Below are 22,134 nucleotides of genomic sequence, written 5' to 3' on the forward strand. Positions count from 1 at the left end.
CAGTTAGAACAGGTAGCCTTGCGCGGTTGGTGTAAGTTTTTTTCATTCTGACCAAATAAGTTGTAACGAGGGCTACGCCTTGAAAAGAATCATTGTTGTTGGCGGCGGCGCCGGGGGACTTGAGTTAGTTACCCGTCTGGGCGATAAACTGGGCCGTAAGGGCAAAGCTGAAATCATTCTGATTGACCGCAGTCAGACCCACCTGTGGAAACCTCTGCTGCACGAAGTAGCCACTGGCTCTATGGATGATGGCGTTGATGCGCTGAGCTACCGCGCTCAGGCTCGTAACCATCACTTCCAGTTCCAGCAGGGCACTCTGGTGGATATCGATCGTGAGCGTCGCTCGGTCAAGCTGGCGGAAATCCGTGATGAAGACAACGAACTGCTGGTGCCTGAGCGCGAGCTGTTCTTTGATATTCTGGTCATGGCGCTGGGCAGCAAATCCAACGACTTCCGCACTGAAGGTGTGGCTGATAATTGTATCTTCCTCGATAGCCCAGATCAGGCTAATCGCTTCCATGAGCAGATGCTGAATCTGTTTATGAAGTTCTCGGCACAGCCAGAAAAGCAGGAAAAAGTGAACATTGCCATTGTGGGCGGTGGCGCGACGGGCGTTGAACTGTCGGCTGAGCTGCACAATGCGGTTAAACAGCTGCACCGTTATGGCTTTGATGCGCTGGATAGCCGTCACCTGAACGTCACGCTGGTGGAAGCCGGTGAGCGTATTCTGCCAGCACTGCCAGTGCGTATCTCTTCTGCGGCGCATCTGGAGCTGACCAAGCTGGGCGTGAATGTGCGCACCAACACTATGGTGACCAAAGCGGAAAGCAATGGTCTGCATACCAAAGATGGTGAGTTTATCCCAGCAGAGCTGATGGTATGGGCTGCAGGTATCAAGGCGCCGGATTTCCTGAAGGATATCGCGGGTCTGGAAACCAACCGTATCAACCAGCTGGTGGTCGAGCCAACACTGCAAACCTCGCGCGATTCCAACATTTTCGCCATTGGTGACTGTGCTAGCTGTCCACAAACTGACGGTACCTTTGTACCGCCACGCGCGCAAGCAGCGCACCAGATGGCTAGCCTGTGCTACCAGAACATCGTGGCACTGATGGAAGGGCGTACCCTGAAGAACTATGTCTATAACGACAAAGGCTCTTTGGTTTCCCTGTCTAAATTCAGTACCGTGGGTAGCCTGATGGGTAACCTGATGCGCGGCTCAATGATGATTGAAGGCCGTATCGCGCGTATCGCTTACATTTCACTGTACCGTATGCACCAGATGGCGCTGCATGGTTACGTGAAAACCGGCTTGATGATGCTGGTAGGCGGTATCAACCGTGTGATCCGCCCGACACTGAAACTGCACTGATTTCGCGTTTTACTGCGGCTACGGCTATGCTTACTCTGTGTGGATAGCCGTATGACTTCTTGGCCATAATTTCAGTGATTATTGTTAAGATCATGCAGTCATACCGGATAAGCAAAAACACCGCTCAATGAGCGGTGTTTTTTTATGCCAGCGTTTTGGCTATGAGCCTGTACGCTGTTACGCGCGATTAGCTGATTTTGTGGGCTTCAAAACCACTCAGTAACTGCTCGATATAGGCCAAGCGCTTAGCTCGATCGGTGAAGATCCCGAAAAACTTCAGCTTGTTCGGCCCCTCAAGTCGGAACTCATGCGGGTTATGCAGCAAGGAAATCAGATACGCTGGGCTAATATTCGGCTGATCGTTAAACTCCACATAACCGCCATTATCAGAGCCTTCGATGCGGCGAATGCCCAGCTGATGTGCGCGCAGGCGGATTTTCGCCACTTGCAGCAAGTTGCGTGTGGCATCTGGCAATAAGCCAAAGCGGTCGATGATTTCGACTTTCAGCTCATCCAATTGCGCGGCATCTTCAGCGCTGGCAATGCGCTTATACAGGGAAAGGCGCATATTAACGTCAGGCAGATAGTCATCCGGCAATAGAGCCGGTACACGCAGCTCCACTTCGGTCTGACCACGCGTCAGATCATCCAGTGACGGCTCGCGACCATGCTTCAGCGCGTCGACGGCGTTTTCCAGCATTTCCATATACAGGCTAAAGCCGACCGACTCAATCTGACCGCTTTGATCGTCGCCCAGCAGCTCACCTGCGCCGCGAATTTCCAGATCGTGGGTTGCTAACGCAAAGCCCGCACCCAAATCTTCCAGCGAGGCGATCGCTTCCAAGCGCTTACGCGCATCGTCGGTCATGCGCTTCGGTGGTGGCGTGAGTAAGTACGCATAAGCCTGATGGTGTGAACGACCCACGCGGCCACGCAGCTGGTGCAACTGTGCCAGACCGAAGTGGTCAGCATCATCAATGATGATGGTGTTGGCAGTCGGTACGTCGATCCCCGTTTCGATGATGGTGGTACATACCAGCACGTTGAAACGTTGGTGGTAGAAGTCCGACATCACGCGCTCCAGATCGCGCTCACGCATCTGGCCATGACCGATGGTGATACGTGCTTCCGGTACCAGCTCCGCCAGTTTTTCTGCGGTTTTCTCAATGGTCTCTACGCTGTTGTGCAGGTAATAGACCTGACCACCACGCAGTACTTCACGCAAAATGGCCTCGCGAATAGTGCGCTCATCATGCTCTCGCACGAAGGTCTTCACGGCCATCCGGCGTGCCGGTGGCGTCGCGATGATGGAGAGATCGCGCATGCCACTCATCGCCATATTCAGCGTACGTGGAATCGGCGTCGCGGTGAGGGTCAGAATATCCACATCGGCGCGCAGCGCTTTGATTTTTTCTTTCTGACGCACCCCAAAGCGGTGCTCTTCATCCACGATCAGCAGACCTAACTGCTTAAACTTCACATCGCCCTGCAGCAGTTTGTGGGTGCCGATGAGGATATCCACTTTCCCTTCTCGCACATCTTCCAGCACTTGCTGTTGCTCTTTGGCTGTACGGAAGCGAGACAGCACTTCAATGCGTACCGGCCAGTTGGCAAAACGGTCACGGAAGTTTTCAAAGTGCTGCTGTGCCAGCAGGGTGGTTGGCACTAATACCGCGACTTGGCGATGGTTGATGACCGACAAAAACGCGGCGCGCATCGCCACTTCGGTTTTACCAAAGCCCACATCACCACAAACCAGTCGATCCATCGCCACCGGTTGGGTCATGTCAGTCAGCACCGCGTTGATTGCATTGAGCTGATCATCGGTTTCATCAAACGGGAAACTGGTGCAGAACTGGCGATATTGCTCGCGATCGTGCTTGAACGCAAAACCCGGCTTAATAGCGCGGCGTGCGTAGATATCGAGCAATTCGGCGGCCACATCGCGCACTTTCTCTGCGGCTTTACCGCGCGCTCGTGCCCAGGCTTCGCCGCCCAGTTTGTGTAGTGGTGCGCTTTCTTCCGCGCCGCCGCTATAGCGGCTAATCAAATGCAGCGATGACACCGGCACATACAGCTTGGCGTCATTGGCATAGGTGAGGATCATGTATTCCGCAGTGACCCCACCGGTTTCCAGCGTGGTGAGGCCACCGTAGCGACCAACCCCGTGCTCCAGATGCACCACTGGCTGCCCAATACGCAATTCGGCTAAGTTGCGAATGATGGTATCGGTATTGATGGCTTTGCGGTTATCACGGCGGCGCTGGCTGACGCGCGCACCGAGCAGATCGCTTTCACAGATAAAGGCCAGCGCGCTACTTGCGTCAGCCTCTGACTCACTTTCTGGCGAGAGTACAAATCCAGACTCGGCCGCGCCTATCATTAGCGCCCGCGAGACGGTGCGGCTGTCGGCCAAATTCTGGATCGTTTGCGGACGCAATTTCAGCGGTGTCAGCAAATCGAGTAGCGTTTCTCGCCGACCTTCACTTTCTACCGAAAACACCACATTGCCGCGAAACTCTTCTAAGAAGCGGCGCAGAGCCTGCAGTGGCTCTTTATGTTGATGTTGTAAACGGATATCCGGCAACGCGCTAAGCGGCAAATTGCTGCGTCCTGCGCGCGGTTCTACCGCGTCTTTTTGCAGATGGACATTGGGGTAGCTTTTCAGGTTGGCATTGAGCTCATCCAAACGTTGCCAGAGAACCGGCGGTGCCAGCAGCGGCCGCATCGGGTCGACGCCGCGATCGTGGTAACGATGTTCGGCATCGGCATAAAAGCGGGTTGCCGCATCTTGAATATCGCCGACGCTAACAATCAGCGTATTGCCTGGCAGATGGTCGAACAAGGTGGTCATCTGCTCGAAAAACAGCGGTTGCCAATATTCAATACCTGCGGGCAGGGTGCCTTTGCTGACTTGCTGATAAACGTGTTCCGGATCACGACGGATTTCAAACTGTTCGCGCCAGCGACTGCGAAATCCTTCGATGGCATTTTTATCGGTTGGAAATTCGCGCGCCGGTAACAAGTTGATGTGATCCACTTCTTCCAGCGTGCGCTGAGAGTCAGGGTCAAAGGTGCGAATCGAGTCAATTTCGTCATCGAAAAAATCAAGACGAAACGGTGTCTGGCTGCCCATCGGGAACAGATCCAGCAGCGCGCCACGGGTGGCAAACTCACCGTGCTCCATCACTTGCTCGGCTGGGCGATATCCGGCTTGCTCTAACTGACTGCGTAGTTTCGACAGCGATAAGCGCTCACCTTTTTTCACCACCAAGGCATGCGACAGCAAAAACTCGCGCGGACATACCCGCTGCATCAAGGTATTGACCGGCATGATCAGCAGCCCTTGTTGCAAGGTCGGCAAGCGATACAGCGTCGATAAACGTTCCGAGATGATATCTTGGTGTGGTGAGAAGCTATCGTACGGCAGGGTTTCCCAATCAGGGAATAACTCCAGCGGCTGGGCGCTGAACTCACGAATTTCTTGGGCGAGACGCAGTGCCATCTGGCTGTCTTTGGTGACCAGTAGCACCGGCCCTTGATGCTGCGTACTGATTTGCGCGGCGGCCAGTGCCAGCGCAGCGCCCTGCAATTGACCAAAATAGCGGTGGTCGCCTGCTTTATCTGGCAGGCTCAGATTCAGAAATGGTAACGTCATGGATTAGTCTTTGACCCTGAGCTCGGCACGTTGCTTGAGTTGCTGCTGCTGCTCGTGCAGGGCGGCACGAATCAGCAAGTCCTGATCTTTGTCGCGCAGGCGAATAAAACGGATCTGCACCAACGGCCGACCGTCTTCAATGCTGACTTCACTCACTTTGCCATAGGCATACACGGCGGCGGCAGGCTGACTCAAAAACAGTTTAATACGCATGATACTGCCACTGGCAGGCGGCGTATCGGCAAAATAACTAAAACCACCGGCACTGAAAGAGTGTGTCAGGTGCCGTAAGTGCGGTTGATCTTCTTGCGCCAGAATATAGTTTACGACCAGATCGATTTTCTGCTGCTGAATGCGCAAAAATCCCATCAAATCATCGGCGGCACTGCCAATATTGCGCAGCGAGCGGATACTGCTGATATCCAGATGCGCGGTTTCGGCGGCAATGCGAAACGGCAGGGGAATTTCTTCATCAAACCGGGCGTCGTCCGGCAAGGTTTCATCGGCACGGAGCGGAATAATGTTGACCGACAGGTGTTGATGGACAGAGAAAAACTGCGCTTGTTCCATAGCGATACTCCGGTTCATGCGGTATTGCTTCCATTATCAGGGAAGATGCTGACAGATGAAAGACAGAGCGACTGGTACACAGTCGAAGCTTGGCAAAAAGTGCCATATTGTTTGCTTTGTGTCCGATGAAAACGCGTTGTGGAAGTATAGTTGTGTAAGTTTTGCTTTAAATAGTGAATAATATCACTCTATCAGGTTACGTGTTTAATCCGCAGGATGCGAAAAGGAAATTCTTTTCTGTTTCATCGGGTTGATATAATTTTCATTTTTTACGGTCAAGCATATTCCTATGTTTAATCCGGCTTCTGTTTTTATCGGGGTGCGTTATCTGCGCGGACGTACCGGCGACCGGTTCGGACGCTTTGTCAGCCGTTTATCCACCATCGGGATCACCCTTGGGGTATTGGCTCTGATTATTGTTCTTTCCGTGATGAACGGCTTTGAACAGGAACTGAAAAACAACACCCTGAGCTTGATGCCACAAGCGTTGGTGACATCTGAAAGCGGTTCGATTGATCCGCAGGCGGTGCCATTCTCCAGCTTAAGTCAAATCCCCGATGTCGTGCGACACACGCCGATGGTGATGGGGGATGTGATCATCCAAAGCGCCCAAAGTATCGGTGCTGGTGTCATGCTGGGCATTGATCCGAAAGATGGCGATCCGTTAGCGCCTTATCTGGTGGACTCTTCCTTGGATTCGCTCAAAGCAGGCGAATACCACGTGATCCTCGGTGATACCTTGGCCGGTCAACTCGGCGTGTTGCCGGGTGACAAAGTGCGCTTGATGGTTACCGATGCGTCACAATTCACCCCAATGGGCCGCATCCCAAGCCAGCGTCTGTTCACGGTATCCGGTGTGTTTGCGGCGGGCAGTGATGTGGATTCATCCCAAGTGCTGGTCAACATTCAAGACGCGGCGCGTTTACTGCGCTTACCGGCTGGGCATATCAGCGGCTGGCGCTTATTTATGCAAGATCCGTTTGATGTGGCCACCGCCGCCGATGCCCCATTACCGAAAGGGCTGGTGTGGCAGGATTGGCGTGCCCGTAAAGGCGAGCTGTTCCAAGCGGTGCGCATGGAAAAAAACATGATGGGCTTGCTACTGAGCCTGATCATCACTGTCGCGGCGTTTAACATCATTACCTCTTTGAGTCTGATGGTGATGGAAAAACAAGGTGAAGTGGCGATTTTGCAAACTTTGGGCCTCACACCACGTCAGATCATGATGATTTTTATCACGCAAGGAGCGTCGGCCGGTGTGGTTGGCGCTGTGTGTGGCGGCATTTTAGGAAGCCTGATTGCCGTGTATCTCAACCCGATATTGTCCCTGTTGGGCGTGAACCTGTTGCAGGGCGCGCGTTTGCCGGTTGATGTGTCGGTATGGCAAGTTTCTGCGATTGTTGTTTTTGCGGTGCTAGTGGCACTGCTGTCTACTTTATATCCTGCTTGGCGCGCATCAGCTGTCAAACCTGCCGAGGCATTACGTTATGAATAAGCCCTTATTAGTCTGTGAGAATCTGGTCAAAACTTACCGCGAAGGCAACATGGAAACCGAGGTTTTACGCGGTGTCTCATTTGGGCTGGAGCAGGGTGAGCTGGTGGCGGTTGTCGGAAGCTCCGGCTCCGGTAAAAGTACGCTGCTGCATTTGCTAGGCGGTCTGGATAAACCCAGTGATGGCCGTGTGCTGTTCCAAGGGCAAGATGTGTATGCCATGAGCAACAGCGCGCAAGCAAAGCTGCGTAACGAGCACATCGGCTTCGTGTATCAGTTCCATCATCTGCTGGCTGATTTTACCGCGTTGGAAAACGTGGCGATGCCACTGCTGATTGCAGGGGAAAAACCGTCCGTTGCGTCACAACGTGCGCAAGAGATGCTGACTGCAGTCGGCTTGGCGCGCCGGATTCATCATCGCCCGTCGGAAGTGTCTGGTGGTGAGCGCCAGCGTATCGCCATCGCCCGCGCGCTGGTCAATCAGCCTTCGTTAGTGCTGGCCGATGAGCCTACCGGTAATCTGGACCAACGTACCGCCGATGGTATTTTTGAGCTGCTTGGCGAGTTGAATGCCCGCCACGGCACGGCATTTTTGGTAGTGACGCACGATCTGAACTTGGCGGCGCGTTTGAGTCGTCAGTTGGAAATGCGTGATGGTCTGTTGACCCGTGAACTCTCCTTAAGTGCGGGAGGACGTTGATGTTCCGCCCGTTATCACTTTTTCTGGCTTTACGTTACAGCCGCGCGACCCGTCGCAGCGGCATGGTGTCGTTTATCTCGGTGATCTCTACTTTAGGGATCGCATTGGGGGTAGCGGTACTGATTGTGGGCTTAAGTGCCATGAACGGCTTTCAGCGTGAGTTGAATAACCGTATTTTGGCAGTAGTACCGCACGGTGAAATTACCCCAGTTGAAGGCAGTTTATCTGATTGGAAGCTGGTACAAACCCGTTTACAGCGCCACCCAGGCATTGTGGCTACCGCGCCGTATGTGTCTTTCACCGCGCTGGCCGATCAAGGCACTAAACTGAAAGCGATTCAGGTGAAAGGGGTAGACCCGCAGGCAGAAGCCAAAATCAGTGCCTTGCCGCAGTTTGTGCTGGGCGATGCGTGGAAAAATTTCCGTGCCGGTGAAAATCAGCTGATCTTAGGCAAGGGCGTTGCGGATTCGTTGGGGCTGAAGGTTGGCGATTGGCTGACTTTGATGATCCCAAACCCTGATCCGGAAATGAAACTGCGTCAACCCAAGCGCATTCGCTTACAAGTCAGTGGGCTGTTGCAATTGCATGGTCAGCTGGATCACAGCTTTGCCATGGTGCCATTGGCCGATGCGCAGCAATATTTAGATTTGGGCAATAACGTCAGCGGCGTGGCCATGAAAGTGGATAAAGTTTTCGAAGCCTCGAAAATTGTCCGTGATGCGGGTCGTTTGACCGGTGTGTATGGCTATGTGCGCAGCTGGATGGGCACTTACGGCTACATGTACCGCGATATCCAGATGGTGCGCGTGATCATGTATCTGGCGATGGTGCTGGTTATCGGTGTGGCTAGCTTTAATATTGTCTCCACACTGGTAATGGCCGTGAAAGATAAGCAAGGCGACATTGCTGTCTTGCGCACCATGGGCGCGAATAACCGTCTGGTGCGAAATATCTTTATCTGGTACGGCATGATGGCCGGTATGGTCGGCTGCGTATTCGGTACGATCGCCGGTATCTTGCTATCATTAAATTTGACCCAGATTATTCGGGGTCTCGAAACGCTGATCGGACATAAGTTTCTTTCCGGCGATATCTATTTTGTTGATTTTCTTCCCAGCGAATTGCAAGCACAAGATGTGATACTGGTGGTGCTCACCGCCGTAGGCTTGAGTTTGCTCGCCAGTATCTATCCGGCATGGCGAGCGACCCGCATCGATCCGGCTCGGGTTCTTAGCGGACAGTAATCGACTCAACTCGCGGGCGCATCAGCGCCCGTATGTTTTATGATTTCCCGCCACAGGGAAAGAACACCACAGAGGATGGCCAATGTATATGGATATCAGTGTGTTTTCTCCAGTTCTGATGATTGTTGTTGTCGCGATAGTGTTGATTATCACGGCGTTCAAAATTGTGCCGCAAGGCTATCAATGGACCATCGAACGCTTTGGGCGTTACACCCACACGTTAGCACCCGGATTGAACTTCGTGGTGCCATTTGTCGATCGTGTGGGCAGAAAAATTAACATGATGGAGCGGGTTCTGGATATCCCTTCGCAGGAAGTGATCTCCAAAGATAACGCCAGTGTGACCATTGATGCGGTGTGTTTTGTGCAAGTATTCGATCCAGCCAAAGCCGCGTATGAAGTCAATGATCTGGAAGATGCGATACGCAACCTGACCATGACCAACATCCGCACCGTGCTGGGCTCGTTAGAGCTGGATGAGATGTTGTCGCAGCGCGATACCATCAATAGCCGTTTGCTGCGCATTATTGATGAAGCAACTAACAGCTGGGGCGTGAAGATCACCCGTATCGAAATTCGTGATGTGCGTCCGCCGCAAGAGCTGATTGCCTCAATGAATGCGCAGATGAAAGCCGAGCGGAACAAGCGTGCCGATATTCTGGAAGCGGAAGGTGTGCGTCAGGCCGAGATTTTACGCGCGGAAGGGGAAAAGCAATCGCAGATCCTCAAAGCTGAAGGTGAGCGGCAAGCGGCATTCTTGCAAGCTGAAGCCCGAGAGCGGGCGGCAGAAGCGGAAGCGCGGGCGACCAAAATGGTTTCGGATGCTATCGCTGACGGTAATGTGCAGGCCATTAACTACTTCGTGGCGCAAAAATACACCGAAGCATTGCAAGCTATTGGGCAGTCACAAAACGGTAAAGTGATCTTGATGCCATTGGAAGCCAGCAGCCTGATTGGCGCTGTCGGTGGCATTGCGGAGCTGCTCAAAACGAACAATCCAAATTCAGACCAAGGGAAGCAGGCATGATGCCGCTATTTTCCGGTTGGGCAGAGTGGCACTGGCTGGTATTCGGCCTACTGCTACTGGCTTGCGAGATGTTAGGCACGGCCGGTTATCTACTATGGATTGGTGTCGCGGCGCTATTGGTATCGGCAATACTCTGGCTATGGCCGCTGGGATTTGTCGGGCAGTGGATCTTATTCGCCATCTTGGCGCTGCTGGCTTCGCTGTTGTGGTGGCGTTGGCAACACACCCGAGATAGACAAGATCAGGATCACACCTCGCTCAATCAACGGCGTAATACCTTGATTGGCCGACAAGCAACCCTCAGCGAAGCGACAGAAAACGGCGTGGGGCGTTTGAATCTGGGCGACACCACGTGGCGGATACAAGTTGAGCAGGATTTGCCAGCAGGAACTGCCGTTGAAGTGGTGGACGTGCAAGGCATTACTTTGCTCGTGCGCCCGATAGATATTGGATAAATGAATAGTGAATATATTGCGCTATGCTGCGGGGCGTTTGTTGTGCCTTAGTGAGTTTCACTGGCGTAAGCCCCGTGTTATGGCGTATATAGCATGCGTGTTTGGCCCCGACCTGATGTCGGGGCTCTTATTTTAGGGTTCTATGACCGGTTGATTGCGGTCAGTATGTGAGATTTCGGAAGTCGTTTATGGCACTTAAAGCAACAGTCTATAAAGCAAACATCAATATCGCTGATATGGATCGGCATTATTATCAGAGTGCCGATTTGGTGCTGGCACAACATCCTTCCGAAACCGAACAACGCATGATGGTTCGTCTACTGGCATGGGTTCGTCATGCCAATGAGCGTTTGGTGTTCACCAAAGGTTTGTGCGCCGATGATGAACCGGAAATTTGGCTCAAAAACTATCATGATGGAATCGACCTGTGGATTGACGTCGGCGTGCCGGATGAAAAGCGGTTGAAAAAAGCCTCGCATCAATCTGAGCAGGTGGTGCTATACGCATACGGTGATCGCGCTGCCAAAGTGTGGTGGGAGCAAAACAGCAATAAAATCCGTCAATATTCTAATGTACGCGTCTTTTTCATTTCCGATGAGCAAGTCAGCCGTTTAACCCAATTGGTTAACCGCACTATGAACCTGCAAGCCACATTGCAAGATGGCCTAGTTTGGTTGTCGGATGCAGTACATAACGCAGAAATTCAGCCTGAAATTTGGCAGTAATGGAAATCTTGGCGTGATATTAAGTCAGTATCCGGTATGAGGTAAGCACGATAACATCACGCCGTGATGGCGCACCGCCATCAGACCTAGTGCACATTGATTTTTGCTTAAAAGCCCACAGCAGATTGTGGGCTTTTTATTATCCGTAATTTTTCTGACATCTGTTATGCGCTTCTTGCTTGAGGCTTTAACCAACAGGATTAATACTCAAAGAGACTAAAACAACGTTTATCTGAATAGCGAAAAACGCACAGCAATTATGAAGGTAAGTACTCTTCATATTCGCGATTAGCATGGATGCATAATAACGGATGGCGATTATTTATGGCCGAAGCAAAGGTGACTGCGCCGCAACACCTGTTCAGTGAAGAGCCTACGGCTGGACACTCCTTATTGCGAATTTTGCTGCATCAGCAGATGTTGCTGATTTTTTTCCTTTGCGTAGTGCTGTGCGGATTAATGTTAGCTGTGATCCGCACCACCGTCATAGAACAGCAGCGTAGCATCATGGCTGTTGATGCGCTGCGATTGGAAGACACCTTGCGCCCGTATTTATTACGCTACGATCTGATGGGCGTTGAAACCATTATGCGCCGCGTTTTGGCCGAGGGGCGGTATGCGGCAGTGCAACTGCATCTTGATAACAGCTCTCCCATAATGGTAATGCTGCCTCCGGCCTCTAAAGTGGCAAATACTCGGGAACATCCGATTCCGCGCTGGTTATTGCGTTTGCCTTTATTTGAACCACTGCTGATACAGCAGAGGCTGAGTACCGCTGGGTTACCCGATGGGTACTTGACGTTACAAGGCGCGGCTATTCCGTCGTATCACACGTTCTGGCGCTTGAGTCGCCATGTCTTCCCGGTGATTGCGGGGATACTCGTTATCGCTCTGGCACTGCAAGCTGCGCTTTTACGTCGTCGCCTGCGCCCTTTGGCGGCATTAGAAGCGCGAGCGGAGCAGGTCGCTCATCGCCATTTCTCCGCCGATCCGCTCTCGCTCCCCGCTGAATCGGAACTGCGAGCATTAACCCGTGCTTTTAACTTGATGGAAAGGGAGATTAGCCAAGCGTTTCAAGCGCAAAACGATACCGTGGCAGCATTACACCGCGAAGCCTATCAGGATGTAACCACGGGATTGGCAAATCGGCGTTGGTTTCGCCAGCAGATTGATGTGGCCGCCGCAGAAAATGTGCCGGGAACGCTGTTTTTATTGGAGCTGGCAGTATTGGGGCGCAGCTATCAGTTAACAGATCCCCATGTTGCCGATCAGCTGGCTCGCCGCTTGGCTGGGGCCGTGCGTGATGTATTTTCTGCCTATACACACGCGCTATTGGCGCGCACCCGCTTAACGGAGTTAGCGCTCTGGTGTCCGGGCTTGGAGTTAGAGATGGAAGCGCAGCCATCGAAAAGTATCGGTCTTAAACTTTTAGCGGTGCTGAAACAGCAAATTATATCGAGCGATTTGGACGCGCAAATCCCCGTTTATCTGGGCGCTGCTATCAGCAACGGACATATCACCGCCAACAGTCTCTTAGCGACGGCTGATATGGCATTGCACCGCGCTCGTAGAGAAATGCCGCCGTTTTACTTATACACCGGAGATTATGAGCCCGTATTACAAGGTAAACAGGCATGGCGACCGGCTATTTTAGCCGCATTGGCTGATCCTGCCGCGTTACATGTAGTGTTACAGCCTGTGTTAAGTGCAACAGGCGTGGTGTTACATCAAGAGGCGTTTGTCCGGTTAAAACTTGCTGGGCAATGGGTTAGCGCCGCAGATTGGCTACCGATGGCTGACGCGCTCGGATTAGGCGCTGCCATCGATTTGGCCGTATTACGCCACATTATCCAACAACAGTATGAGACACCGGTGGCGGTAAATATCAGCAATAGTAGTTTGCAGAGTGCTGATTTTATCAATGGCATCCAACATCTTGCGGCACAGCAGACACCGCATGGGTTACACGGAGTGATGTTGGAGATTGCTGAGTCAGGAATGCTCGCAATGCCTGTTGCGGCAGCACATTTGATACGCATCTTAGAGGCTATTGGTTGGCGGTGGGGATTGGATCAAGTCGGACGCAGCAATGCTGGCACAGAATATCTGGCACGTTTTGCGCCTGAATATGTGAAATTGGATTATGGCTATAGCCATACGGCAGAAGAAGCGCCGGTGAGCAAAGTGATTTCGGCATTGTGCCGTTTAGTTCGCCAGCGTTCGGAGTGGGTGATCGCGACGCGTATTGAAAATGATGTGCAGCGTCAGTATCTGATGTCGCTGGGGGTAAATGGCTTTCAAGGGTTTGGTGTACAGCCGATGGTGAATGAGGAAAACCATGGGCATAAATAAAAACCGCCTCCAGAGGAAGCGGTTTCTTTCATCTACAGACTAATCAGCTGTGTCTTGTTCGCGATTACGCGCTTTCAATGCCCTGACGGCGCAGGTACTCATCGTAAGTACCGTTGAAGTCAACGATGCCCTCAGCGGTCAGCTCGATAATACGGGTGGCCAGTGAGGATACAAACTGACGGTCGTGGCTGACGAAGAACAGGGTGCCTTTGTAGTTTTCCAGTGCCAGGTTGAGTGACTCGATGGATTCCATATCCATGTGGTTAGTCGGCTCATCCATTACCAGAATGTTCGGCTTTTGCAGCATCAGCTTGGCAAACAGCATCCGGCCTTGCTCACCACCGGAAATCACGCGGACAGATTTCAGGATATCGTTTTGTGAGAACAGCATCCGGCCCAGCATGCCACGCACCACTTGCTCGTCATCGCCCGGCTTCTTCCACTGATCCAGCCAGTCATACAGGTTCAGATCGCAGTCAAACTCATCGGCATGATCTTGCGCGTAGTAACCGATGTTGGCGTTTTCGGACCACTTGATGATGCCTTGTTTTGGCGCCATGTTGCCGACCAACGTGTGCAGCAGGGTCGATTTACCGATACCGTTCTGACCGATAATCGCCACACGCTCGCCGACTTCAACCATCAGGTTCAACTTGGAGAACAGCAGCTCATCGTAACCTTGGGCCAGATTTTCAATTTCCAGCGCGTTACGGAACAGCGGTTTTTCCTGATCGAAACGGATGAACGGGTTCTGACGGCTAGAAGCTTTAACTTCTTCCAGCTTGATCTTATCCATCTGACGAGCACGAGAGGTGGCTTGTTTCGCCTTAGACGCGTTAGCCGAGAAGCGGCTGACGAACGATTGCAGTTCGGCCAGTTGTGCTTTCTTCTTGGCATTATCGGCCAGCAGACGCTCACGGGCTTGAGTCGCGGCCATCATGTACTCGTCATAGTTACCTGGGTACAGACGCAGCTCACCGTAGTCCAAATCGGCCATGTGGGTGCAGACACTGTTCAGGAAGTGACGGTCGTGCGAAATGATGATCATGGTGCAGTTACGCTGATTCAGCACGTCTTCCAACCAGCGGATGGTGTTAATATCCAAGTTGTTGGTTGGTTCGTCGAGCAGCATGATGTCTGGCTCGGCAAACAGAACCTGTGCCAGCAACACACGCAGTTTCCAGCCCGGAGCAACCGCACTCATCAGACCGAAATGCTGCTCCAATGGAATGCCCACGCCCAGCAGCAGTTCACCGGCACGCGCTTCAGCGGAGTAGCCATCCATCTCGGCAAATTGCACTTCCAGATCGGCCACTTTCATGCCGTCTTCTTCGCTCATTTCCGGCAAGCTATAGATGCGGTCACGCTCTTGCTTGATGGTCCACAGCTCTTTGTGGCCCATGATCACCGTATCTATGACGGTGTACTCTTCGTAGGCAAACTGATCCTGACCCAGCTTTGCCATCCGCTCATTAACGTCCAGACTCACGTTACCGGCGGTTTGCTCGAGCTCGCCGCTTAAAATTTTCATGAATGTGGATTTACCGCAACCGTTGGCTCCAATCAGACCGTAACGGTTACCTTCTCCGAATTTAACAGAGATATTTTCAAACAACGGCTTATCGCCGAATTGCATTGTGATATTGGCGGTGGAAAGCAAGGCAGTGTACCTGAAAGAAAAGAATGGAAAATAAATCAGCGCGCAGACTACATCCTGAACGGCTTTTGAGCAACCGAAAGGGCAAAAAATCCTATCAAAATGGTCTCTTTGCACCGTTATCGGGGGGCAAAACAGCACAAAAATGGCTTTAAGCACCTACTTTAACCGTGCAGATATTACGTCGGTAGATAAAAATCCCGTACACTAGCGCCTTCTTGATAAAGGACCAAACCATGACAGCAACACGTTATGACTGGGATATCTTTTGCACCGTGGTTGATAACTTCGGTGATATCGGGGTAACCCTGCGTCTGGCCCGCCAGCTGGCCCATGACTATCAGCAGCAGGTGCGGCTGTGGGTGGATGATTTACAGTCTACTGCGCGGATCTGCCCGGGGTTGGATGCAACGCTCACATCCCAAATGTATGACGGTGTACACATTTGTCGCTGGGATACGCCGTTTACCGCGCAAGTCACGCCAGCGCATCGGGTGATCGAAGCATTTGCTTGTGAATTGCCGCCAGAGTTTCGGCAGCAAATGAAAGCTCTGTCACCGGCACCGCTGTGGCTGAATCTGGAATACCTGAGTGCGGAAGAGTGGGTGGAAGGCTGTCATCGCTTGCCATCATGGCAGCCAGACGGGCTGACTAAATACTTTTTCTTCCCTGGCTTTACACCGGCAACCGGTGGCTTGCTGCGTGAGCAGGGGCTATTTGCCGCGCGTGATCAGTGGCGTGGCAGTGCTGAAGAGAGTGCTTACTGGGCCGAGTTTGGTATTCCTGCCGGTCAGCGTCAGCAAGAGATCTGGATCAGTCTGTTTACCTATGAAAATCCAGCGCTCTTTACGCTACTTGAGGCGTGGGAGCAATCGCCAGACCCAATTCGCTTGTGGGTGCCGCAAGGGCGCACGCTTGATTACATCGCTGCACGTTATAGCCAAGTGCCGCCTAAAGCCGGTGATTGTTGGCAGCGCGGTAATCTGTCATTGCAGGTCTTGCCGTTTACCGATCAGCGCGGCTTTGATCGCTTGCTGTGGAGCTGCGATTTTAACTTCATTCGTGGGGAAGACTCGTTTGTCCGCGCGCAGTGGGCTGCGGTGCCAGTGATTTGGCATATCTACCCACAAGAAGAAGAGGCTCACATGGAAAAGCTGGATGCGTTTTTAGAACGCTACCTGGCGCGCTGGGATGAGGCCAGTGCTGACCTGATGCGCCGCTTTAGCCGTGGCTATAATCAGGGTAAAATCAGCGCCTCAGACTGGAATTCACTGTTCATTCAGCGTGAGTTGTTGAAAAAAAACGCGATTGAATGGGCAGATTTACTCGCTGAGACAGAAGATTTAGCCTGTCAGCTAGTGAATTTCTCCGAAAGCAGTTAGAATACTGCGCTTTTTAAAACTCTTGTTGAACACAGGATATACGAATGAAAGTTGCTCAGGAAATCCGTGCCGGTAACGTAGTAATGATTGGCGGCGAGCCAATGATCGTGCTGAAAACCGAATTTAACAAATCCGGTCGTAACGCAGCAGTATGTAAGATGAAACTGAAAGGTCTGCTGACCGGTGCCGGTACCGAAACCGTTTTCAAAGCAGATGAAAAAATGGAAGACATCATTCTGGATCGTAAAGAGTGCACCTACTCTTACTTTGCTGATCCAATGTATGTATTCATGGACAGCGAATACAACCAGTATGATATCGAGAAAGAAAACCTGGGCGACATGCTGAACTACATGGTAGACGGCATGGAAGACATATGCCAGGTAACTTTCTTCAACGAGAAAGCGATCAGCGTAGAGCTGCCAACGACTATCGTTCGTGAAGTTGCTTACACCGAGCCATCAGCTCGTGGTGATACTTCTGGTAAAGTGATGAAGCCAGCTACCCTGAAAGGTACTGACTACACTCTGTCTGTTGCTGACTTCGTTCAGATCGGCGACATGATCGAGATCGACACTCGTACCAACGAATTCAAGCGCCGTATCAACAAGTAATGGTGCTGTCGCATACCGCTTGCGGGTGCTGACACTGAATAAAAAAGAGAGCCAATCGGCTCTCTTTTTTTGTCTCTGGCATTTGGCCATCAGGCAAGCTTATTTCAGCTCAACGATATCCAGACGCTCGCCCACATTTACCGGCTGGTAGTCTTCTTCCTCTTCCAATCCCACCGGTTGCAGTGGAATATCCTGACGGTCAAACGCGATATCACCGCCATCAATCACTTCACTGCCGGATTTGATGGATTTGAAATCAAACAGCTTACTGTCACACATGTGTGATGGCACGATGTTCTGGGTTGCGCTGAACATGGTTTCAATGCGGCCAGGGTAACGCTTATCCCAATCACGCAGCATTTCTTTGATTACCTGACGCTGCAGGTTTGGCTGCGAACCACACAGGTTGCATGGAATGATTGGGAACTCACGAATTTCAGCGAAACGCTCGATATCTTTCTCGCGGCAGTAAGCCAGCGGGCGGATCACCACATGCTTACCATCATCGCTCACCAGCTTCGGTGGCATGCCTTTGAGTTTACCGCCGTAGAACATGTTCAGGAACATGGTCTCCAGAATGTCATCACGGTGGTGGCCCAGCGCAATCTTAGTGGCGCCTAACTCAGTGGCGGTACGGTACAAAATACCGCGGCGCAGACGTGAGCACAGAGAGCAGGTAGTTTTACCTTCTGGGATCTTGTCTTTTACGATGGAGTAAGTGTCTTCTTGGACAATCTTATACTCGACACCAATGCTCTCCAGATACGCCGGCAGAATATCTTCCGGGAAACCTGGCTGCTTCTGATCCAAATTCACAGCCACCAGCTCAAAATTCACCGGTGCACTTTGCTGCAGGTTACGCAGGATATCCAGCAGGGTGTAGCTATCCTTACCGCCGGACAGGCACACCATGATGCGATCACCTTCTTCAATCATGTTGAAGTCAGCAATGGCATTGCCGATTTCACGGCGCAGGCGCTTTTGCAGTTTATTGAAGTTGTACTGTTGTTTCTGGTTCAGTGGCTGAGTCATAGTCATCTATCGTATCGAACTGTATGTAATCGGCGGTATGGTGGGGGATGTCAAAGACAATCGCTACCGTGCCGTCGGTTATCGGGTCTGTCTGGTTGCGCTCAAAACACGCCAATAAAACGCACCAATAAAGCGTGCCGCGTATGGTACGGTTTTCTGCGGCGAATACCAATGCGTTTTCCTGCGCTCTGGTAGAAAACGTGTGGAAAAATCGCCGAATACGCATCTACACTCAGCGTATATCCCGCAGATACCAAGCATGATGGCGAGATGTCGGGCAAGTGACTTGGCATTCGCAATGCCTTCAACTGCGCCTATTGTTGAGCATGCTGTAACGCACGAAGTTGCGTATTATATTCGTCGCCGATAGGCTAAGCATAGCGATAAAGTGACCTGATGAGATGAGCGAACAGCAAAGACAGTAGAAAGACCAAGCAAGACAAGAATCAGAACAAATAATCACAAAAAAGGATACGAAACGATGAATCGAATTGTGATGGCGCTACTGGTAGCGCTGGGCTTGGCGGCCGGTGGTTGGCTAGCTGGTTATGGGGTAGAGAAAAGTCGCGCACCAGTACGCACGGTAACCGTGAAAGGGCTGGCAGAGCAGGATGTAAAGGCTGATCTGGCGTTATGGCCGATTCGCTTTGTGCGTGCGGGGAATGATTTGGTGCAGGTGCGTGATGAGATCCAGCGCGATGACACGGCCGTGACGGCTTTTTTGCAGAAAAATGGCTTAGCGGATGCAGTATCCTTTCGTGGCATGGATGTGACTGACCGCAATGCGCAGCAATATGGCGATGGCAATGTGCCGTTTCGCTTCATCATTACCCGCACCATCATGCTGCGTACTCAAGATGTCGCCAAAATAGATGAGGCTTACAAGCAAAGTAGCCAGCTGGTGGACAGTGGGGTGATCTTAAGTAACGAAGGCGTGGGGTCGGGTAATCCAGTTTATCTGTATAACGGGCTGACTACGCTGAAGCCGGCCATGATTGCGGAAGCGACTAAAAATGCTCGTGAAGCAGCACAGCAGTTTGCCCATGATTCACAAAGTCGTCTGGGGCGTATTTTGGTAGCCGATCAAGGCGTCTTTCAGATTTTGCCTCGTGATAACGCGCCGATGCTGCAAGAAGATCAGCAAATCGACAAAACCATTCGCGTTGTCACGACCATTAAATATCAGTTAGTGGATTAATGCTTACTTCAGTAGAAGTTGAAAGCTACGCGCGCAAAAAAAAAGCCCGCAGTTTCTGCGGGCGATGGTGTCATTCTTTTCCGTGAAAACTGTTCAGGGCAGCCACTCCGTTGGCTTTGGCTGCTTCGATTGCAGCCCATTCAAGTAACTCTTCACGAGTCATGGCTTACTCCTGAAATAACGGTGTACCCAAATCAGGTACGTAACGACTATACCGCAGGAACGTGACAGCAACTAGACAGTGCGCTTCATCTGCAATGCAGTTTGGTATACCGCTGAAGAGCAGCAAACCCGCGTCAGAACTGGATTAGCGCAGCATGCAGTAGAGCCTGTGCGGGTATCTCTTGCATGCTGTTATGGCTTTTTGCATTCAAAACGGCGTGTGTAATAACAATTGGCACTATCAAGTTGTTGCGCAGCAGTATTGAAATGTTTTGTGCTTTTAGTAGGCTAATGGCGATCAGAAAAGGCTGCTTAGCAGCCTTTTTTACAGGCATATATTTTTTAAACACACAACGTGGAGGACATCTATGGTTGATCTTAACCATGCACTTATTAGGGAACGCAGAGCATTAAAATTGTCGTTAGCAGGCACCATCGTGATGTCAGGCTTTGGCATTGGTTATGGCTTGCTGGTTGGCTCCAACGCCATTTTTATGGATGGCTTGTTCTCCTTGCTCAGCATGGGCATGACCGGGTTGGGCTTATTGACTGCTTATCTGGTTTCCCGTCCCGATGATCACCGTTTTCAGTATGGATATGCGCACCTTGAGCCGTTGATCAATGTGGTCAATGGAGGCGTGATCTTACTGACCTGTATTTTTGCATTCGTAAATGCAATCTCTTCTATCCGCCAAGGTGGCCATGTCATCAATCTGGACAGTGCGCTGTTGTATGCACTGGTCTCGACGATATTTTGTTTTGGTGTTTACAGCGTTGAATTGCGTGTCGCACGCTCAGTAAACTCCGAACTGGTACGCGTGGATGCGAAAGAGTGGCTAGTGGATGGCATTTTAAGCTGCACGATTTTGCTGGGTTTTGCGCTGGCTAAAGTGTTAGAAGGCACCAGCTTGGCGTGGGTCAACGTGTATATTGACTCGGTTATGGTGGCCGCATTGGCGCTGGTGGCGATGTTTATCCCGATTAGCGTACTGCGCCGTAATCTCTGTGAAGTATTATTAGTTGCGCCGCGTAGCCCGCTTTCGGCGCATTTGGATGAAACCCTGTCGCGGATTGCCAATCGCCACGGATTTATCGAATATTCCAGTCATCTGGCCAAAATAGGCCGGCGCTACGAGGTGGAAGTGAACATCTTAGTGCCCCGCGATGGCGACTGGGGGATCCACCGTCAGGATCATATCCGCAAAGAGTTGTGGGATGAGCTGGGTGACGAGCTGGGCAATGACCCTTGGCTGTCACTCTGTTTTACCAGTGAATCACGCTGGTTATAACCACACACTAATAAAAAACCGCCGACAGATGTGTCGGCGGTTATCTTTAAGGGATAGCTAAGGGATAGTGGTCGTTAAGGTATATACAATTACAGGTATAGCTAAACTTGCCAGTTAACAAACTCGGAGCTAAAAGGCGCTTGAGGCTATTTGGCTAAACTGTCTGTAATTGGGCAAACAAACCCGTCTGGTTTCACCGCCAACAAATCACACGTTAAGCGATCAATCACATGCTCTGCGGTATTACCGATGAACGCTGCTGAAATACCGGTACGGCCAATGGTGCCTAAAATAACTAACTCAGCATCAATCTTGTCGGCAACATCTGGGATCACTTCCTCTGGCAACCCCTCCACCACATGGGTACATTCGGCGCTGATATGGTATTGCTGGCGCAGTGTCTTCATGCCTAACAAGTGGTGTCCGCGAATTGCATCGTTATAGGCTTTTGGATCAAACTCAGGAATATCAATCGAGATATTCACTGGGGTAGACGGGTATGAGTTCACCAAATGCACTTCGCCGGGTTGCAGCGCCACGCTTAAACTTTGCGCTTCGCAAATCAGCTTTTCGTTCAGGCTCTGGTGATACTCTTCATCACTCGAGAGGTTCACCGCTACTAACAGCTTGCTGTATTCACGCCACTCATTGTTTTTCACCATCAGCACTGGGCACGGACACTTACGCAGCAAGTGCCAATCGGTTGGGGTAAAGATCAGTGATTCCAGACCATCATGCTGGTGCGTGGCTTTGATCAGCAGATCGTGCCCACCTTGAATAACTTCGCGAATAATTGCTTCAAAAGGGCGGTTGTGCCATACCACTTTGATATGAATCGGCACGTTGGTATCGGTGTAATCTTTGAGTAAGTCTCGAACCCAATTGATCCGCTGCCCAACCACGCCATCACGCATCGCTTGGCGCTCGTCAGCAGACAGCATCGAAGTCATTTCGTAGGAAAAGTCATAAATGGATAAAAAGGCGGTAATTTCCGCGCCTTCTTCTTGCTGGGCGAGGTATAAAGCTCGGCTCAGTGCCGGTTGCGCTTCCTGATTAGGATCGATGGCGACCAGAATGTTGCGGTATTTAATCATAGATACCTCCCACACAGATGTTATCCGTCGCTACAAAACAATAACTAAAGCGTAATGTATAGATACCAGAAGAGACAGCTGGAGGGGGAGATACGGGTCAAGAATTTGATC

At 51.5% G+C, this 22,134-nt stretch carries 17 protein-coding genes; 12 read left to right on the forward strand and 5 right to left on the reverse strand.

Going from position 1 to position 22,134, the window contains the following annotated elements; all coding sequences use genetic code 11:
- Positions 1-79: 79 nt before the first annotated feature.
- Positions 80-1,372: an NAD(P)/FAD-dependent oxidoreductase gene (locus LQ901_RS05020; RefSeq protein WP_064977894.1), complete on the forward strand. Its 1,293-nt coding sequence runs from the start codon at positions 80-82 to the stop codon at positions 1,370-1,372.
- 187 nt (positions 1,373-1,559) lie between these two features.
- Here the strand turns inward: LQ901_RS05020 and mfd are convergent, their stop codons facing one another.
- A complete protein-coding gene (gene mfd, locus LQ901_RS05025) occupies positions 1,560-5,030 on the reverse strand; it encodes a transcription-repair coupling factor (protein WP_064977893.1) in 3,471 nt (1,156 codons plus the stop codon).
- Between the two features lie 3 nt (positions 5,031-5,033).
- Positions 5,034-5,600, reverse strand: a complete 567-nt coding sequence (locus LQ901_RS05030) for a PilZ domain-containing protein (RefSeq protein ID WP_064977892.1) — start codon at positions 5,598-5,600, stop codon at positions 5,034-5,036.
- Positions 5,601-5,889: 289 nt separating this feature from the next.
- Between LQ901_RS05030 and lolC the strand changes: the two genes are divergently transcribed.
- The 7 genes from lolC (at position 5,890) to LQ901_RS05065 (ending at position 13,595) form a co-directional block, all read left to right on the forward strand.
- The gene (gene lolC, locus LQ901_RS05035; RefSeq protein WP_064977891.1) at positions 5,890-7,095 is read left to right on the forward strand and encodes a lipoprotein-releasing ABC transporter permease subunit LolC; all 1,206 of its coding nucleotides are present in this window, start codon (positions 5,890-5,892) and stop codon (positions 7,093-7,095) included.
- Positions 7,088-7,792, forward strand: coding sequence for a lipoprotein-releasing ABC transporter ATP-binding protein LolD (gene lolD / locus LQ901_RS05040; protein ID WP_010863870.1), 705 nt, complete (start codon positions 7,088-7,090; stop codon positions 7,790-7,792). The genes lolC and lolD overlap by 8 nt, the downstream gene beginning before the upstream one ends.
- Entirely contained in the window at positions 7,792-9,036 is a 1,245-nt protein-coding gene (gene lolE, locus LQ901_RS05045) for a lipoprotein-releasing ABC transporter permease subunit LolE (protein WP_039044835.1), read from the forward strand. Before lolD ends, lolE begins: the two co-directional genes overlap by 1 nt.
- Before the next feature lie 118 nt (positions 9,037-9,154).
- A complete protein-coding gene (locus LQ901_RS05050; protein ID WP_369795339.1) occupies positions 9,155-10,063 on the forward strand; it encodes an SPFH domain-containing protein in 909 nt (302 codons plus the stop codon).
- Complete coding sequence (locus LQ901_RS05055) at positions 10,060-10,518, forward strand: NfeD family protein (RefSeq protein WP_233672016.1); 459 nt, start codon at positions 10,060-10,062, stop codon at positions 10,516-10,518. The genes LQ901_RS05050 and LQ901_RS05055 overlap by 4 nt, the downstream gene beginning before the upstream one ends.
- Before the next feature lie 188 nt (positions 10,519-10,706).
- A complete protein-coding gene (locus tag LQ901_RS05060; protein ID WP_010863866.1) occupies positions 10,707-11,243 on the forward strand; it encodes a YaeQ family protein in 537 nt (178 codons plus the stop codon).
- 324 nt (positions 11,244-11,567) lie between these two features.
- Entirely contained in the window at positions 11,568-13,595 is a 2,028-nt protein-coding gene (locus tag LQ901_RS05065) for an EAL domain-containing protein (protein WP_178090352.1), read from the forward strand.
- 64 nt (positions 13,596-13,659) lie between these two features.
- Here the strand turns inward: LQ901_RS05065 and LQ901_RS05070 are convergent, their stop codons facing one another.
- On the reverse strand, positions 13,660-15,255 hold the full coding sequence (locus tag LQ901_RS05070) for an ABC-F family ATPase (protein WP_039044833.1): 1,596 nt from the start codon (positions 15,253-15,255) through the stop codon (positions 13,660-13,662).
- Between the two features lie 233 nt (positions 15,256-15,488).
- Between LQ901_RS05070 and earP the strand changes: the two genes are divergently transcribed.
- Positions 15,489-16,634 carry an elongation factor P maturation arginine rhamnosyltransferase EarP gene (earP, locus tag LQ901_RS05075; protein WP_064977849.1) on the forward strand — a complete coding sequence of 382 codons (1,146 nt, stop codon included), beginning with the start codon at positions 15,489-15,491 and terminating at the stop codon, positions 16,632-16,634.
- Positions 16,635-16,678: 44 nt separating this feature from the next.
- Complete coding sequence (gene efp / locus LQ901_RS05080) at positions 16,679-17,248, forward strand: elongation factor P (protein ID WP_233672017.1); 570 nt, start codon at positions 16,679-16,681, stop codon at positions 17,246-17,248.
- 99 nt (positions 17,249-17,347) lie between these two features.
- Here efp and ttcA read toward each other — a convergent pair whose 3' ends face one another.
- Positions 17,348-18,280 (reverse strand): tRNA 2-thiocytidine(32) synthetase TtcA, encoded by a 933-nt coding sequence (gene ttcA, locus LQ901_RS05085; protein WP_010863854.1) that lies wholly within the window; start codon positions 18,278-18,280, stop codon positions 17,348-17,350.
- A 481-nt stretch (positions 18,281-18,761) separates the two neighbouring features.
- On the opposite strand from ttcA, the gene LQ901_RS05090 reads away from it, so the two are divergent.
- Both LQ901_RS05090 and LQ901_RS05095 read left to right on the forward strand, forming a co-directional pair.
- Positions 18,762-19,478 carry an SIMPL domain-containing protein gene (locus LQ901_RS05090; RefSeq protein WP_233672018.1) on the forward strand — a complete coding sequence of 239 codons (717 nt, stop codon included), beginning with the start codon at positions 18,762-18,764 and terminating at the stop codon, positions 19,476-19,478.
- Positions 19,479-20,008: 530 nt separating this feature from the next.
- Positions 20,009-20,929, forward strand: a complete 921-nt coding sequence (locus LQ901_RS05095) for a cation diffusion facilitator family transporter (protein WP_255698148.1) — start codon at positions 20,009-20,011, stop codon at positions 20,927-20,929.
- A 146-nt stretch (positions 20,930-21,075) separates the two neighbouring features.
- Here LQ901_RS05095 and uspE read toward each other — a convergent pair whose 3' ends face one another.
- Entirely contained in the window at positions 21,076-22,023 is a 948-nt protein-coding gene (gene uspE / locus LQ901_RS05100; RefSeq protein WP_010863851.1) for a universal stress protein UspE, read from the reverse strand.
- Between the last annotated feature and the right edge of the window lie 111 nt (positions 22,024-22,134).

The organism is Plesiomonas sp. PI-19, assembly GCF_021368255.1.
GTDB lineage: Bacteria > Pseudomonadota > Gammaproteobacteria > Enterobacterales > CAMTGL01 > Plesiomonas > Plesiomonas shigelloides.

Excerpts from the sequence above, each read along its gene's own strand:
- LQ901_RS05095 (WP_255698148.1), top strand. The coding sequence starts at position 20,009 with ATGGTTGATCTTAACCATGCACTTATTAGGGAACGCAGAGCATTAAAA.
- efp (WP_233672017.1), top strand. The coding sequence starts at position 16,679 with ATGAAAGTTGCTCAGGAAATCCGTGCCGGTAACGTAGTAATGATTGGC.
- earP (WP_064977849.1), top strand. The coding sequence starts at position 15,489 with ATGACAGCAACACGTTATGACTGGGATATCTTTTGCACCGTGGTTGAT.
- mfd (WP_064977893.1), bottom strand. The coding sequence starts at position 5,030 with ATGACGTTACCATTTCTGAATCTGAGCCTGCCAGATAAAGCAGGCGAC.
- ttcA (WP_010863854.1), bottom strand. The coding sequence starts at position 18,280 with ATGACTCAGCCACTGAACCAGAAACAACAGTACAACTTCAATAAACTG.
- lolC (WP_064977891.1), top strand. The coding sequence starts at position 5,890 with ATGTTTAATCCGGCTTCTGTTTTTATCGGGGTGCGTTATCTGCGCGGA.
- lolE (WP_039044835.1), top strand. The coding sequence starts at position 7,792 with ATGTTCCGCCCGTTATCACTTTTTCTGGCTTTACGTTACAGCCGCGCG.
- LQ901_RS05055 (WP_233672016.1), top strand. The coding sequence starts at position 10,060 with ATGATGCCGCTATTTTCCGGTTGGGCAGAGTGGCACTGGCTGGTATTC.
- lolD (WP_010863870.1), top strand. The coding sequence starts at position 7,088 with ATGAATAAGCCCTTATTAGTCTGTGAGAATCTGGTCAAAACTTACCGC.
- LQ901_RS05050 (WP_369795339.1), top strand. The coding sequence starts at position 9,155 with ATGATTGTTGTTGTCGCGATAGTGTTGATTATCACGGCGTTCAAAATT.
- uspE (WP_010863851.1), bottom strand. The coding sequence starts at position 22,023 with ATGATTAAATACCGCAACATTCTGGTCGCCATCGATCCTAATCAGGAA.
- LQ901_RS05030 (WP_064977892.1), bottom strand. The coding sequence starts at position 5,600 with ATGGAACAAGCGCAGTTTTTCTCTGTCCATCAACACCTGTCGGTCAAC.
- LQ901_RS05090 (WP_233672018.1), top strand. The coding sequence starts at position 18,762 with ATGAATCGAATTGTGATGGCGCTACTGGTAGCGCTGGGCTTGGCGGCC.
- LQ901_RS05060 (WP_010863866.1), top strand. The coding sequence starts at position 10,707 with ATGGCACTTAAAGCAACAGTCTATAAAGCAAACATCAATATCGCTGAT.
- LQ901_RS05065 (WP_178090352.1), top strand. The coding sequence starts at position 11,568 with ATGGCCGAAGCAAAGGTGACTGCGCCGCAACACCTGTTCAGTGAAGAG.